The sequence below is a fragment of the Rhizobium sp. C104 genome, assembly GCF_022354505.1.
In the GTDB taxonomy this organism is placed as follows: Bacteria; Pseudomonadota; Alphaproteobacteria; order Rhizobiales; family Rhizobiaceae; genus Rhizobium; species Rhizobium redzepovicii.
Genome location: NZ_CP092347.1, coordinates 162479 through 175631, shown reverse-complemented (window position 1 = coordinate 175631; position 13153 = coordinate 162479). Strand labels below are relative to the sequence as shown.

The 13153-nt window shown below is 62.2% G+C and carries 18 protein-coding genes; 5 read left to right on the top strand and 13 right to left on the bottom strand.

Annotated features, from left to right (window positions below):
* Position 1: 1 nt before the first annotated feature.
* The 4 genes from MF410_RS00800 (at position 2) to MF410_RS00785 (ending at position 3478) form a co-directional block, all read left to right on the top strand.
* On the top strand, positions 2 to 217 hold the full coding sequence (locus tag MF410_RS00800) for a type IV conjugative transfer system coupling protein TraD (RefSeq protein ID WP_040140151.1): 216 nt from the start codon (positions 2 to 4) through the stop codon (positions 215 to 217).
* Positions 210 to 2186: a Ti-type conjugative transfer system protein TraG gene (gene traG, locus MF410_RS00795; RefSeq protein ID WP_096771503.1), complete on the top strand. Its 1977-nt coding sequence runs from the start codon at positions 210 to 212 to the stop codon at positions 2184 to 2186. Before MF410_RS00800 ends, traG begins: the two co-directional genes overlap by 8 nt.
* A 254-nt stretch (positions 2187 to 2440) precedes the next feature.
* Complete coding sequence (locus tag MF410_RS00790; RefSeq protein ID WP_088395881.1) at positions 2441 to 3019, top strand: thermonuclease family protein; 579 nt, start codon at positions 2441 to 2443, stop codon at positions 3017 to 3019.
* 201 nt (positions 3020 to 3220) lie between these two features.
* Positions 3221 to 3478 carry a WGR domain-containing protein gene (locus tag MF410_RS00785; protein ID WP_096771504.1) on the top strand — a complete coding sequence of 86 codons (258 nt, stop codon included), beginning with the start codon at positions 3221 to 3223 and terminating at the stop codon, positions 3476 to 3478.
* Positions 3479 to 3511: 33 nt separating this feature from the next.
* On the opposite strand, the gene MF410_RS00780 is transcribed toward MF410_RS00785, so the two are convergent.
* The 9 genes from MF410_RS00780 to MF410_RS00745 form a co-directional block, all read right to left on the bottom strand.
* Complete coding sequence (locus MF410_RS00780; protein WP_170961491.1) at positions 3512 to 3685, bottom strand: hypothetical protein; 174 nt, start codon at positions 3683 to 3685, stop codon at positions 3512 to 3514.
* Positions 3686 to 4011: 326 nt separating this feature from the next.
* A complete protein-coding gene (locus MF410_RS00775) occupies positions 4012 to 4488 on the bottom strand; it encodes a hypothetical protein (RefSeq protein ID WP_096771505.1) in 477 nt (158 codons plus the stop codon).
* Positions 4489 to 4821: 333 nt separating this feature from the next.
* Positions 4822 to 4947 (bottom strand): hypothetical protein, encoded by a 126-nt coding sequence (locus MF410_RS36540; RefSeq protein WP_275593012.1) that lies wholly within the window; start codon positions 4945 to 4947, stop codon positions 4822 to 4824.
* Between the two features lie 363 nt (positions 4948 to 5310).
* Positions 5311 to 5619 carry a DUF736 domain-containing protein gene (locus MF410_RS00770; protein ID WP_011427435.1) on the bottom strand — a complete coding sequence of 103 codons (309 nt, stop codon included), beginning with the start codon at positions 5617 to 5619 and terminating at the stop codon, positions 5311 to 5313.
* 433 nt (positions 5620 to 6052) lie between these two features.
* A complete protein-coding gene (locus MF410_RS00765; RefSeq protein WP_096772373.1) occupies positions 6053 to 6967 on the bottom strand; it encodes a hypothetical protein in 915 nt (304 codons plus the stop codon).
* Positions 6968 to 7096: 129 nt separating this feature from the next.
* Complete coding sequence (locus tag MF410_RS00760) at positions 7097 to 7630, bottom strand: hypothetical protein (protein WP_088678666.1); 534 nt, start codon at positions 7628 to 7630, stop codon at positions 7097 to 7099.
* Positions 7631 to 7880: 250 nt separating this feature from the next.
* Positions 7881 to 8189 carry a DUF736 domain-containing protein gene (locus MF410_RS00755; protein ID WP_011427435.1) on the bottom strand — a complete coding sequence of 103 codons (309 nt, stop codon included), beginning with the start codon at positions 8187 to 8189 and terminating at the stop codon, positions 7881 to 7883.
* A gap of 629 nt (positions 8190 to 8818) precedes the next feature.
* A complete protein-coding gene (locus tag MF410_RS00750) occupies positions 8819 to 9742 on the bottom strand; it encodes a zincin-like metallopeptidase domain-containing protein (protein WP_096772369.1) in 924 nt (307 codons plus the stop codon).
* A 304-nt stretch (positions 9743 to 10046) separates the two neighbouring features.
* Positions 10047 to 10634, bottom strand: coding sequence for a hypothetical protein (locus MF410_RS00745; RefSeq protein WP_096772370.1), 588 nt, complete (start codon positions 10632 to 10634; stop codon positions 10047 to 10049).
* A gap of 179 nt (positions 10635 to 10813) precedes the next feature.
* On the opposite strand from MF410_RS00745, the gene MF410_RS00740 reads away from it, so the two are divergent.
* On the top strand, positions 10814 to 11032 hold the full coding sequence (locus MF410_RS00740; RefSeq protein ID WP_096771808.1) for a hypothetical protein: 219 nt from the start codon (positions 10814 to 10816) through the stop codon (positions 11030 to 11032).
* Here the strand turns inward: MF410_RS00740 and MF410_RS00735 are convergent.
* Genes MF410_RS00735 through MF410_RS00720 form a run of 4 tightly spaced genes read right to left on the bottom strand, consistent with a single transcriptional unit; the run spans position 11002 to position 13119 of the window.
* Positions 11002 to 11409, bottom strand: coding sequence for a hypothetical protein (locus tag MF410_RS00735; protein ID WP_096771807.1), 408 nt, complete (start codon positions 11407 to 11409; stop codon positions 11002 to 11004). The genes MF410_RS00740 and MF410_RS00735 overlap by 31 nt on opposite strands.
* Positions 11406 to 11762: a hypothetical protein gene (locus MF410_RS00730; RefSeq protein ID WP_096771806.1), complete on the bottom strand. Its 357-nt coding sequence runs from the start codon at positions 11760 to 11762 to the stop codon at positions 11406 to 11408. The genes MF410_RS00735 and MF410_RS00730 overlap by 4 nt, the downstream gene beginning before the upstream one ends.
* Positions 11762 to 12646 carry a hypothetical protein gene (locus MF410_RS00725; protein ID WP_096771805.1) on the bottom strand — a complete coding sequence of 295 codons (885 nt, stop codon included), beginning with the start codon at positions 12644 to 12646 and terminating at the stop codon, positions 11762 to 11764. Before MF410_RS00725 ends, MF410_RS00730 begins: the two co-directional genes overlap by 1 nt.
* On the bottom strand, positions 12643 to 13119 hold the full coding sequence (locus MF410_RS00720) for a hypothetical protein (RefSeq protein ID WP_096771804.1): 477 nt from the start codon (positions 13117 to 13119) through the stop codon (positions 12643 to 12645). The genes MF410_RS00725 and MF410_RS00720 overlap by 4 nt, the downstream gene beginning before the upstream one ends.
* Positions 13120 to 13153 lie beyond the last annotated feature (34 nt).

Here is a 13153-nt window from a genome sequence, read left to right as displayed (position 1 = left end):
GATGGCGCGCACGACAATATCCGACGCCCGCAAGAAGGACACGCGGGAGAAGATCGAGCTTGGCGGTCTGATCGTCAAAGCCGGTCTTCGCTACGAGAAGCGGGCGCTTCTGCTGGGCGCGCTGATCGATTTGAGCGAGCGGCTCAAAACCAATGTACAGGAACGATCGCGGCTTCTGGCAATCGGTGCGGAGGCCTTTGGGAAAGCCGATGAGTAGGATCATGCTCTTCATCGCCCCCGTCGCGCTCATGATTCTCGTCGCCGCTGGTTTGACCGGGATCGAGCACTGGCTGTCCGGGCTCGGAAAAACGGAAGCCGCACGGCAGACGCTTGGTCGGGCCGGGATCGCGCTGCCTTATGTCAGTGCAGGGCTCGTCGGCATCGTCTTCCTGTTTGCCAGCGCCGGCGCGATCAGGATCAAGACGGCTGGATGGGGCGTCGTCGCCGGCGGTGCGGCGACGATCCTGATCGCCGCAATTCGCGAAACGATGAGGTTGTCTGCGCTCACCGATAAGGTTCCGGCCGGTATGTCCATTTTCTCCTATGTCGATCCGGCGACGCTGATCGGAGCGGCGGCGGCGGCGATTGCCGCATGCTTTGCTCTGCGTGTCGCGTTGGCCGGCAATGCGGCATTCGCCAGCGCCGAGCCGAAGCGCGTCCGCGGCAAGCGGGCGCTGCATGGCGAGGCCGAGTGGATGAAGCTGCCGGAAGCGGCAAACCTGTTTTCGGATACCGGCGGAATCGTGATCGGTGAGCGATACCGTGTCGACAAGGACAGCACCGCAGCGCGCTCGTTTCGTGCCGACGAGCCGGAAACATGGGGCGCCGGCGGCAAATCACCGCTGCTCTGCTTCGACGGCTCGTTCGGTTCGTCGCACGGTATCGTGTTCGCCGGTTCGGGCGGTTTCAAAACAACATCGGTGACGATCCCGACCGCTCTGAAATGGGGCGGCTCGCTGATCGTTCTCGATCCATCGAACGAGGTGGCGCCGATGGTCTCAGCCCACCGGACGAGCGCGAACCGGGATCTGTTTGTCCTCGACCCGAAGAACCCGGCAACAGGCTTCAATGCCCTGGACTGGATCGGCAAGTTCGGCGGGACGAAGGAAGAGGATATCGCCTCCGTCGCCTCATGGATCATGAGCGACAGTGGCGGCGCGCGCGGCGTGCGCGATGATTTCTTCCGAGCCTCGGCATTGCAATTGTTGACGGCGATGATCGCCGATGTTTGTCTCTCCGGTCACACGGAGAAGGAAAACCAAACGCTGCGCCAGGTTCGCGCCAATCTCTCTGAGCCCGAACCGAAGTTGCGGCAACGTCTGCAGGAGATCTACGACAATTCGGACTCGGATTTCGTCAAGGAGAACGTCGCGGCCTTCGTCAATATGACACCCGAAACCTTCTCTGGCGTCTATGCCAACGCGATCAAGGAAACCCACTGGCTGTCGTATTCGAACTATGCCGCGCTGGTTTCGGGTAGGACGTTTTCCACGGGCGATCTCGCCGATGGGAACACCGACGTCTTTATCAACATCGATCTGAAAACACTGGAGACGCATGCCGGCCTCGCGCGCGTCATTATCGGCTCGTTCCTCAACGGGATATATAACCGTAATGGGACTATGCCCGGCAGAGCGCTCTTCCTCCTCGATGAGGTGGCGCGGCTCGGATACATGCGGATCCTGGAAACGGCGCGCGATGCCGGCCGAAAGTACGGCATCACGCTCACCATGATCTACCAGTCGATCGGCCAGATGCGCGAAACCTATGGCGGGCGCGACGCCGCCAGCAAGTGGTTCGAGAGCGCGAGCTGGATCAGTTTTGCGGCGATCAACGATCCGGAAACGGCGGATTACATCTCGCGCCGTTGCGGCACGACGACGGTCGAGATCGACCAGGTCAGCCGCAGTTTCCAGGCGAAGGGATCCTCGCGCACGCGATCGAAGCAGCTGGCCGCGCGACCGTTGATCCAGCCGCACGAGGTGCTTCGCATGCGCGCCGATGAGCAGATCGTCTTTACCGCGGGCAATGCGCCGCTCAGATGTGGCCGCGCGATCTGGTTTCGGCGCGACGACATGAAGGCTTGCGTTGGGACGAACAGGTTTCACAGGCTCAGAGGCACGCCGGAAGCCTCTCGGATCGAGCCGGCGCGCAGTGCAACGAGCAAGGCCGATCCAGAACAATGAAGAGTATCGGAGAAATCAGCATAGCGGCCGCACGAAAGGGCGGGATTTCGGGAATTCTCGTCGTGCGAGGAGCGGGAAACAGCGCAGCCGCAGGAGCCTCAACATAGTGGCCCGGAGGGGAGGCGGGACCGACTGCGCCCCGCTCCCGCACACCATATTGCCGGCCCGACTGCAGGTCGAGGCCGTGCGTCTCCGTAAACGCAGATGAAACCGGGGTCGATATAGGATGAGGCAAACAGGAAGGGAGCGGGCAGGTGGCGAAATCGAATGTGGTTCCGTTCAGAAGGCCGCGGAAATCCGGCGGCAAGAACGATCGCCGTAGCCCGCAGAGAAAATCCCGAACGGGATGGAAGGGTCCACGCATATCGCTGATGGCAGTCATCTCAGCTATTGTCATTGCTGCGGCAGGCTGGCTTGCCTTTGGCGGCGCCGGCAGCCTCCCCGGACTGCCGGCCGTGGCCAAGACACCGGCAGCGGACTCATCGTCGGCCGCGTTTTCAATCTGCGGCGACGGCCGTCATGTGAATTGTGTCGTCGACGGCGACACGTTCTGGTTCCAGGGCCAGAAAATCCGCATTGCCGATATCGACACGCCGGAACTCAGCCCGCCGCGCTGCGAGGCGGAACGGATCAAAGGCGAGGCGGCGAAGGCACGCCTGCTGGCGCTGCTGAATGGAGGCAACTTCTCACTGACGGCCGGCTGGCGCGACGAAGACAAGTATGGCCGCAAGCTCCGGACCGTAACGCGATCGGGACACTCGATCGGCGACACACTTATCGATGAGGGTCTCGCCAGACGCTGGGACGGCGCAAGACATGGATGGTGCGGCTGAGTGCCGCGAGAGGATCGTCGCCCATGGGGCGGAGACCGTGTGCGGGCTCCGTGAGCGCCGCGACTAGAGCCGTGCGCCGCAGGCGTCTCGCCCAAACACAATGCGAGTTTTCGCCTATCATCACCGATATGAATCGATCAACGCCGACCGATTTCATAACTGTCGTTGGACGCGATTCCGGGGATCGGCGATTCTGGTCTCATGATCGCACAGCCCTATCACCTCTATGTCGAACGCACCGATGTAGCGAAGAACATGGCGCGCTACTATGCCATGTCGATCGAACCGAACCTCTTCGGCGATGTTTGCCTGCTCAGGAAATGGGGGCGCATTGGCGCAAAGGGTCAGACGATGATCCATCATTTCGGACGGGAAGAAGAAGCCGTGCGGCTGTTTCTCGATCTGCTCCGACAAAAGCGAAAACGCGGTTACCGCCCGCGCGCCTCTGTGGCGAGTTGAGAAAGGCCCGTCGAAGCGGGCCATGTGGGCGCCTCATCGGCGCCGGTCCCAATCGGTCTCGAAGGACACCTCGATATCGAGGAAGAACGGGATCTTGATCGCAAGCTTCAGGCCGATTTTCCCCTTGCGGAAGAAGTGGCTGATCACTTTGCCGAGGGCGCGGAGCCGGCGGCCAGTGGCGGCGAGGAATTTGGCGAGCTGTTGCATGGTATTTCTCCTTTCGAATTGCGGTCATCGCGAGGATAAGCGGCGGACCGGAAAGGAGGGGCGCACCCAGAGGGCCGCAACGAACGGACTTGCCGGCGACTGAATTTTGATCGGCGAGGAGCCGCAGAAGGCGGCGGGGAAAATTCTGGCGGCGGCAGGTTGCGTCGCGACGCAGGGGCTGCAGCATCCCCGATGATAGATGACGGCAGGTCGAAAGGAAGAGGCTCAGCTGGCCGTTCTCGCCATCATTGCGATGGTCTCGCAGGCAGCGCAACGAAGGGCCGCTCTCGCCGCCCTCCGGATGGTCGAGCCCGCCGACGGATTGATTATGATGCTGGGCACCTGATGTAGCTGACACGGGAGGCGCTTACAGCGATACCGGTTTCGCGTGTGATATCCTTGATGATCGGCGCAAGTGAGCCGAGTTCGACGTCGGTGAGCGCAATCAGCTTCGGATAGTCGATGTCGACGCCGGTATAGTCAGCCGTCAAAGCGCTGGACCAATCGCCGCCGTTGATGCGGAATTCGTGCGTGTCGAAATCGATGTCGAGCTCATCCATCAGGTTGATGGTGAAGCGCCCGAAGATCTCAGCCTCACCCTCAAGCCGGTACTCCGCGATGAGAACGCTGCGCTCCAGCGCCATGATAATCCGCACGCGCCCAATTGCTGCCTCCAGTCCTTCGAGCAGGCGATCATGAAGCTCTCGCGAGAATTCGCTGTCGCGGCCGAACCGGTTCGCCAGGACGACAAGCCGGAAACCGGAAAGCTTGGTGTAGAGCGCAAGGTTATGGTCAGATGTCATTGTGTGATCTCCTCATCTTGATGACGGAGATCGGCCACTCCGTGGCAAAGAGGGGTCAAGGACCGCGGGACGCGGCTCGCAAGCGGGGGAACCGATTTTTCCGAGAAGCGAAGTGCAACGCAGCGGCGGAAAAATTGGGGGAACCGCGCCGTCCTTGACGCCGGATTTGCTGGAGTAAAATAGGAGGTCAGAGAGAGAAGAGACCCACGGCCCTGGAGGGGACGTGACCGTATCCGGCGCGAGCCGGTGAGAGTGTCGAGGGGAAACTCCTGACAGCCGGGAGGCCGGTCGATCCGGCGGACCGGCTCATGATCCAGCAGAATGAGAGCCGCCTCAGAAGGGCGGCTCGGCTTCGATGATGCCGTCCTGTTCGGCAAGCGCCACGGCCAGATCAGCCTGGGCGAGCTGAAGCTCCGCTTCGACCTGGCGCCGCTCGACGGCGTCGCAGGCGTTCCTCAACTCGGCCCGCAGTCTCCTCGATGTGCTGTTCGATGGTCATCGTCTCATCTCCTTGAGTTCGTGAAAGACGAGACGGCGGGGCGGGAAGAGATGACGGGGTCAAGGAGCGCGGAAGCGACCGGCGGAGCCGGCGAGTGGGGGAGCCGATTTTGTCGGAGTGGAGGGCGCACCGGAGCGAAGGCAAAATTGGGGGCACCGCTCGTCCTCGAGGCAGGCATTTCTTCCCGGCACGATAGCCTCCACTGAGCAGACAAATTCCGGTTCCGTATCGCACCGAAAAAGCCGGCGGCAGGCTCGACGCCTGCCGACGGCTTATCTTTGTCGCCGGTTGACCCCGCCTCGGCGGCGGGGCCTGTCCGGATCTCAGTCCCGGTTGGGGCGGGACCAGATCAGCTGGTAGCCGTCCTCGCCCTCGACCTCGGTGAGCGTCGCGTAGATCGGAGCGGGGAAGCTCGGGTCGTCGAGCTTGACCGAGAGGTAGTCGCGATCCTGCTCGGAGCGCTTCTGCCAGGCCGCACCCAGTTCGACGTTGCCGGCGTAGATGCGGTAGTGCGGGCCCTTGTCGGAGGGGTTTTCGATGCGGGCGATGCGGGCCTTGACGTTGAGGGCGAGGGTGCGGATCGAGCCGTTGAAGCCGGTTTCGGTGGAGGTGAAGGTGCCGATGGTTGCCATTGTCGTATTCCTTTGCTGTTCGGGCCGCGCCCATCGCGGCCTCGATGGCTGTCGCAAGGATCGGGGACGATCGGACCGCACCCCCGGGGTCCCTGTTGCGCCTGCGCAATGGGGTGGCTCGTAGGGCCGGAATGAAATGGAGGGCGGCCAGGAAAAACTTTGTTGTTCCGCGAGGAATGGGCGCACCGCGCTCAGGGGAAGAAAGTTTTGGAAGGCCGTTGCGGGAGGACGATCGAGGCGAAGCCGGTTTTCGATCAGACATGCCTCATCGAGCCCGCGAAGGACGTGGCTCGGCTCAGTGGCGGAAGGTATATGACGATGGCAGCCGCGCTCCGACTGCCTGCCGGATCCTGCCGTCATCAAGGGAACATCCGTAACACGACGCTTGCCGCCCCCGTAGCGAAAATCAGGGATTTCCGCGACACGGGTCTCGTTACCACTCCCGCCATTCGGCGGTGATATCTTCATCATCCGGGAGGCTGAAGCCCGAGGCCCTTACGACCGCCTCGATCAGGACACCAAGTTCGTCGCGCTCCAGTGTTTCGATCATCCCGCTTCTGCCGTGGATCTCATTGATCGCAAGAACGATGTCCTTGACCGCTGCCTGGATTGCCTGCGCATCCCGCTGGCTGGTTGCGGCCTTCACCGTGTCGATGAACCCATTCAGCGCCGTTTCAGCCGTGGCGATATCGGCCGCGTTGAAAAGCTCGTCTCCCTCGGCCATGGACTCCCGCCAGCGCTGCGTCGGCATCTGGACCCGCAATGCTTCGACTTTATCGATATTCCCTGGCATGATCTTCTGCTTGGGCAAGGACGCCTTTCGGCGCGTGGCCTTGAGCATGGTGCGGTCAGCCTGCATCAGATAAACCGCCATCAGCCGCAAGTCGGAGTCATATTTTGCGATCGCGACTATATTGCCGACAGCATATGAGTGAACGAAGCGTTCGGCTGAATATTCCGGCAGCGTGCTGCTCTTGCCTTCTCGAAACGGGCCCGTCCCGAGCTTCTCGGCCACGATGTCGCTGCTGTCTCCGAACGTCAGACCGAATGGCAACGCCGACGAATAGGCGCGTTGCACTGCCCTGATCGCATCCGGCCCGGTAAATGACAGGCGAGAGACAATCCTCTCCTCGCCGTCCGACAGGCGTCTTGACCGCACCTCTTCGAATTCGGCAATGTATGCGGAAAGGCTTTCCACCTGCAGACCGAAACCGCTATCGAAACCGCCGAAAAATCCCATCTCCGCATTCGTACGAAAATCGATAGGGTCAAGCTTCTCGTGATGGGCAAGATAAGACTCGACAACTGGGTCGGCAATGCTGCGGCCAAGTATATCGAAATGATCCATTCTCTGCCTTCCTTTCACAGTATTTCTATCCAACATGACCTTACGTTCATTGTGACGTCGAACGAGTTACGTCCGCTTATGGCAGATACCGTTGAAAAACTCCGACGAGCGGCTGTTGAGATTAGATTGCTATCCGTTAACCTGTACGCGACCGCCTTCGATAACGACATGGCGGCCTTGAAGCTCGACAAAGCGCCAATCCTCACCAAGTGAACCATCCGGGAAAACCTGCAGGCGGTAACCACCTGACAGCAAGAAGTCGGCCCCGCCGTAGTTATCTGTGTTAACGGCTATGACGACGAGTTGCTCTGTGGCGTTCACGAAGGAGTTTGTCTCCGCGTCGTAGCCTTTCAGCAGAGATGCAATTTTGATGAGCTGTAAGTTTCCCGATTTAGGGTCGTCATCGTTTGGCTCCGTTCCTTCAGCCGGCTCGACGAAACGATCTGATGTCCCTGTGACTATTGTCTTCTCGTCAACGAAGCGCCACGGGCATTGAACATGCAGTGCATAGGCCCCGACAGTCCCTCTGCCTGAGGGATGCGGTCGAATGGTACCAAAATGGAAAACCTTCATGTCCGCAGCGTTGCGGGCAATGCTTAATGGCAGCCCTACCAGTAACTGAAGGCAGTTTTCGAGGCTGACTTGAATATCGTTTTCGGCCATCAAATTGAAACTCGGCTAAATCAGAAAAAAGACGCGCTCGTTGACGGCCCTGTTAGGGTGGCTTGCCCTGGGAGCAGCGCATTAAATCAAACGCGCCTCTTCATCTCAAGTTCTGCTTGCCCTTGCTCACATAATCAGACACTTCCGGTCACGCATGGCACCGAAAAAGCCGTCGGCAGGCTCGATGCCTGCCGACGGCTTATCTTTGTCGCCGGTTGACCCCGCCTCGGCGGCGGGGCCTGTCCGGATCTCAGTCCCGGTTGGGGCGGGACCAGATCAGCTGGTAGCCGTCCTCGCCCTCGACCTCGGTGAGCGTCGCGTAGATCGGAGCGGGGAAGCTCGGGTCGTCGAGCTTGACCGAGAGGTAGTCGCGATCCTGCTCGGAGCGCTTCTGCCAGGCCGCACCCAGTTCGACGTTGCCGGCGTAGATGCGGTAGTGCGGGCCCTTGTCGGAGGGGTTTTCGATGCGGGCGATGCGGGCCTTGACGTTGAGGGCGAGGGTGCGGATCGAGCCGTTGAAGCCGGTTTCGGTGGAGGTGAAGGTGCCGATGGTTGCCATTGTCGTATTCCTTTGCTGTTTCGGGCCGCGCCCATCGCGGCCTCGATGGCTGTCGCAAGGATCGGGGACGATCGGACCGCACCCCCGGGGTCCCTGTTGCGCCTGCGCAATGGGGTGGCTCGTAGGGCCGGAATGAAATGGAGGGCGGCCAGGAAAAACTTTGTTGTTCCGCGAGGAATGGGCGCACCGCGCTCAGGGGAAGAAAGTTTTGCAAGGCCGTTGCGGGAGGACGATCGAGGCGAAGCCGGTTTTCGATCAGACACGCCTCATCGAGCCCGCGAAGGACGTGGCCTGATCTGCGGCGGAAGGGAATATGGCGATGGCAGCTGCGCCCCGACTGCCTGCCGGATCCCTGCAACGGTGGGCTCGCCGCCCCGTCCACATGTCAAAATCAAACGTCCGGGAACAGCCAAGCAAGGGCGTTGCGTTGGCCGTTCTTCGGGCTATCGTCGTGCTCGCGAATCGTCGCCCATCGTCGAAATCAAGCCATCCCGGAAGCTCAAGCCGATCGACCGGAAAACCTCGATCTGGGGCAAATTGGATCTCACGGCTGATCCCGACACGCTCCCCACGTTGAGGCCTGAACAGTTGCCGGCCGCTGGCGAGACCAACGACCGACGCTAAAGTCCTCAGGCAGCGAGCCGGTCGTCGGCACGTTCGGGCTGTAGGCCATGCAGGAAACTTACGGCCCGTTGCGCATGCGCCGCCGCCTGGAAGATCGCCCGCCTGTCGTCGCTCAGGACCTTGAGCCAGGAGTCGAGGTACGAGGCGTGATCAGGGCGGGGCCTGAGCTCGGGAGCAATGCCGAGATCGGCGCACAGGAAGCAACTGCCGAGTTCGGCGATCAGTTCCTCTCGCGCCCGCTCGGATTTGTCCTCGTCATAGCGGCTGAGGTCGCGGCCGAGGCGATGGCCCGGCGCCGTCCAATGGGTGACCTCGTGACTCAAGGTCGCGTAGTAGCTTGCCGCATCCTTGAAGCTCTCAAATGGTGGCATCTGGACGATGTCGGCGGCCGGCGCAAAAAAGGCCTGGTTGCCGCCATGGCGAATTGAAGCACCGGTGTTGCGGAAGAACCGATCGGCATTCTCGATGCGCTCGACGGGATCGAGAACCGGAGCCGGCTGGTGATGATACTGGTCGGAAAGTCCGTCGATCTGTTCGACGTTGAAGACACTGTACGCCTTCAGGAAAGGAATCTCCCGCTCGACCTCGCCGCCGTTCCCGTCGGTTTCGGACTTGGTGAAACGGCTGGCGAAGACGACCGTGGCGCCTGTTTCGCCCTTGCGGACGGCAGCACCCAGTTCGAGGGCCTGCTTGAACGTCATCCACGTGGATGACGTATATCCCCGGGCGCTGCCCTCCGACCAAAGAAGCAGCACGTTGACGCCGGAATACGGCTGCCCGTTATGACGCAGCGGCCGGGTAATACGGCCGGTCGTGTTCTCGGCGTTCCATGGCTTCATCCACGGCCGCACGCCCTTCGCCAGATCCTCAACGATTCTGTCCGTGATCCGGGTATAAAGATCGACCCGCTGTTTCTCCGTATTGCTCATCTTCAAGCCTCCGTTTTGAGGCCGCGCCCGTCGCGGCCCGTTACGGAGGGCAGAAGGCAGGAGCCGATCAGCCGGCCGATGCACCGGAACGGCCGGAACTTCAGTGGAGGACGGCGGAGCCGTTGCATCTGCCGGTGGCTCCTGCAGACCCGACGAACGGAACGGGCCGTGAAGGGCGTGCCATCCGCCTGATTTCCGTTTCCCTATTGGCCGCGTCAGCGACACGAAAACAGGCCGGCTCCGCCATGGAACCTGCCGTTCACGCGTTTGTCGAGAGGCGGGGCCGGAGCCCCGCCGGCACGGCCTAGTCGAAGGCCGAGATCTGGGCTTCAGCGGCCTTGCGGCTGAGCGAATGACCCGGCTGCTCGACCGGCCGGTCGAAAGGCTTCCAGGTCTCGCCGATCACCTGGGCATAGGCGGCGACGGCGCCTTCGGCCGCCATTCTGAGCGAATGGGCCTGTATGCCCATGTCGGCGGCGAATTCGCGCTTGCGCTGGGCGGCGCTGTCATAGCCGACGGGGCCGTCGAGATCCTCGTCGCGGGCATCGTTGGCGGCCTTGGCGGTGGCATCGCGCGCCTCGGTGACAGCGCGGCTGTAGAACTGCCCGGCGCCGTGGGCAGAGCCGACGAAGGCGCCGACGATCCGCTGCAGGTGGATCTGCATCGCCTTGTCGCCCAGGCCCTCACCGAGCGCATCGGCGGTCTCGATGACGAGCCGTTCGTGCAGGTCGCGAATGCCGTCGCTGTCGATGACCGCCGTGCCGAAACTCTCGGCGATCTTCACCGCCTGGCTGGCGTCCGGGCATGTCAGCCGGACCATTTCTATAGTGGCGCCCTTGCGCAGTTGCACGACGCGGGCAGACTGGCGAGAGGAGGGTGCGGACTTGGCCATGATCGTTTCCTTTCGAGGTCGTCCGATCGGGCTCCGGCCCATGCCGGCTTGCCCTTCGGTGCGGTCATTCCAACCGGCGGAAGACGGGCGTTTCAGGGTCCGGTCCTGCCTGGACGAGCGGAGCCGGTTTGCGGGCGACGAGGGCAAACTGCCCGCGAACGAGCACGCGAGCCTGATCCGTGAAGGACGGCGGGGTCCGGCCGCCCCGCGGCGCGACAGCGGCCTTGAAGCGCACGGCCGCCGGTTCAGACCGCAGCAAAACCGAAGGGCGATCCGGCAAGGCGCGGGACTATGATGTCCTCGAACGAAACGACAGGCCCGCCCGCTTGCCTGAGCCTTTCCAGCTCACCGACGTCAAGCGCTCGACCTATCGCTTGGCCGGCTTCGGCAACCGGTAGGATTGTAGCCAGGTGGGACCGTGCGAGTTGCGAAGTCCACGAAGCAGACCGCCGTCATCATACGGCGGCCCGCCCATCCAGGCGTTGTTGAGGATCGATTTCCAGCGCCTTCCATTCCTGGCGGCATAGGCCTGAAGTGCTGCTTCCTGTTCCGGCGTCAAAGGCGGCAGCGTTTCGCGTGTGCGACGAACGGTGCGCGTTTTTGGTCTGGGATCCGCCGGTGCTTCCCTTAGAGCGATCAACCGCCTGAGTTCCGCGACACCGGCATTGAGGCAGGCTTCGCCTTCGAGGTGATGGAACTGCAGCCAGAAAGCGGTGCGCTCCGCCGGTGATGCGCCGATGCCTGCTCTTCGCTCCAGGTCTCCGATCGTGCTCATGGCGTCCTGCCTCCCGGACCGGTAGCAGCCACGACTGTGCCGTCGGACCCGGCTCTCGCCCGCAGCGCCGCGATTGCCGCATCCTGTCGGGCGAGTTTTCTCGAAAGCGCATCGATTTCCGGCTGACGCTCGGCGGTGATCGCTGCCAGGTTGGCCCGGTAGCGTTCGAGAAAGGCGCCTGCTTCCGGCGCCTTGCCGCGGCGATAGCCGGAGTGACGGCGACCAAGCTGGGGAATGATCGTGATCATGCGTCGCATGATCTGCCGGTCGATCAGATCGAGCTGGTGCTGGGTCTGCCGTCGCGCCGATTCCATTCTGGTAAACTGCCCGGCGCGTTGCTCGGAGTTGGACATTACGACGCCCTCCCGCGCCAGGCGGCGAAGCTGGAGGAACCCTCATAGGCGGCATGCCGTGTCTCATCGATGACGAAGCCAAAGCGGCCGGCCGCATATTCGTCGCTCTGCACCAGGAAGCGGCGCTCTTCCACTCGCTCGCCGCGCGCGCCGCCGATGGTGGCGATCACCTCGATCATACCAGTGTGATGGTCCGAACGAAGTGCCGCGGTGACGATCCAGTCGCCGGCATGCTCTCGTGCGAATGCCTGGGCGTCTCTCTGGTAAGACTCGCCGGGGGCGAGCGCCCGACCGAAGATCGTTTCCCAGGCGTCCGGCCAGCTGTCGCGGATAGTCTTATCGGCGCACTTGCGCTCATAGGTCGTGAACAGGTCCGGAAAGGTGAGTGCGACGATTGCCCAGGCAGCGTCCTCTTCATACCAGCCGCCATCTGTCCTGAGCATCGGGTGGACCTTGGCATTGCTGGCGTCAGAGAGCCTGAAGCCACCGTGACCTGCCGTCGTATGGCAGACAATTCCATCGGCGTAGACGGTGGCGCCCTGCGACGGACCCCATGGCGTGCTGCAGGTCACCCGGACGGTCTGGCGGGATAGGAGCCGCAGTTCGCGGCTATGCCCGGCCTGTTCGATCATGCGGTTTCGGAAAGCGGCTTCGCCCTCAACAGAGCCGTAGTGCGAATAGAAATCATCGCGCTTCAGTTCCGCAAGCGGCCGTGACACGCGCCAGGCGCTGGCGAGAAAATACTGGCCATCCCGGGCCGGAACCATCGCGAAGACGAGATCGCCGACATGTGCGACAGCCATGCCGTCGGCGCTTCTGCCGAACTCCGCCCCCGACGCGTCAGGGGCGGAGACTTCGTTGGAGTCAGAAGAAAGCATAGTCATGCCGCAGCCCTCCCTTCGATCTCATCTGCGGCGACCTCGTCGGCAGTCGCCTCCTCGAGAACGGCATGCGGATAGCCGTGCCGGGTGAGCCATTCCGCGGCCGCCTGCCGATTGTCGGCCAGGTGAACGAGTTCGGCATTGGCGCCGGGGCGATCGAAGACGCGAACAGATCCAAGCGCGGGGCGCTCGACGACTTTGAATGTCAGGCCGCTATCGAGCGAAAAGGTCCGGTGGATACGGACGGTGATGATGCCATTTGCGCCGAGATCGCCTTCATGCAGCGTGAAACACGGTGTCAGACTGGTGTTGCCGACGCAGCGCTCGCCTTCCTTGCGGATCAGCCGGCCCTGGCTATTGCGTGTTTGCCAAGCGGACAGTTTCTTCCTGTGGCGCTCGGGCGGTCGTGGGGTACCATCCGACCAGGCGACGATGGAGCCGATCGGGGCGAGGTCATAAATCAGAGACGCGGACATCGCATCCTCCTTCAGGTTTTTGTGGGTGGTGGAA

Bases quoted from the DNA above. Each gene is read 5' to 3' on its own strand.
- MF410_RS00800 (WP_040140151.1), top strand. From the start codon at position 2: ATGGCGCGCACGACAATATCCGACGCCCGCAAGAAGGACACGCGGGAG.
- traG (WP_096771503.1), top strand. From the start codon at position 210: ATGAGTAGGATCATGCTCTTCATCGCCCCCGTCGCGCTCATGATTCTC.
- MF410_RS00785 (WP_096771504.1), top strand. From the start codon at position 3,221: ATGATCGCACAGCCCTATCACCTCTATGTCGAACGCACCGATGTAGCG.
- MF410_RS00780 (WP_170961491.1), bottom strand. From the start codon at position 3,685: ATGCAACAGCTCGCCAAATTCCTCGCCGCCACTGGCCGCCGGCTCCGC.
- MF410_RS00775 (WP_096771505.1), bottom strand. From the start codon at position 4,488: ATGACATCTGACCATAACCTTGCGCTCTACACCAAGCTTTCCGGTTTC.
- MF410_RS00770 (WP_011427435.1), bottom strand. From the start codon at position 5,619: ATGGCAACCATCGGCACCTTCACCTCCACCGAAACCGGCTTCAACGGC.
- MF410_RS00765 (WP_096772373.1), bottom strand. From the start codon at position 6,967: ATGGATCATTTCGATATACTTGGCCGCAGCATTGCCGACCCAGTTGTC.
- MF410_RS00760 (WP_088678666.1), bottom strand. From the start codon at position 7,630: ATGGCCGAAAACGATATTCAAGTCAGCCTCGAAAACTGCCTTCAGTTA.
- MF410_RS00755 (WP_011427435.1), bottom strand. From the start codon at position 8,189: ATGGCAACCATCGGCACCTTCACCTCCACCGAAACCGGCTTCAACGGC.
- MF410_RS00750 (WP_096772369.1), bottom strand. From the start codon at position 9,742: ATGAGCAATACGGAGAAACAGCGGGTCGATCTTTATACCCGGATCACG.
- MF410_RS00745 (WP_096772370.1), bottom strand. From the start codon at position 10,634: ATGGCCAAGTCCGCACCCTCCTCTCGCCAGTCTGCCCGCGTCGTGCAA.
- MF410_RS00735 (WP_096771807.1), bottom strand. From the start codon at position 11,409: ATGAGCACGATCGGAGACCTGGAGCGAAGAGCAGGCATCGGCGCATCA.
- MF410_RS00730 (WP_096771806.1), bottom strand. From the start codon at position 11,762: ATGTCCAACTCCGAGCAACGCGCCGGGCAGTTTACCAGAATGGAATCG.
- MF410_RS00725 (WP_096771805.1), bottom strand. From the start codon at position 12,646: ATGACTATGCTTTCTTCTGACTCCAACGAAGTCTCCGCCCCTGACGCG.
- MF410_RS00720 (WP_096771804.1), bottom strand. From the start codon at position 13,119: ATGTCCGCGTCTCTGATTTATGACCTCGCCCCGATCGGCTCCATCGTC.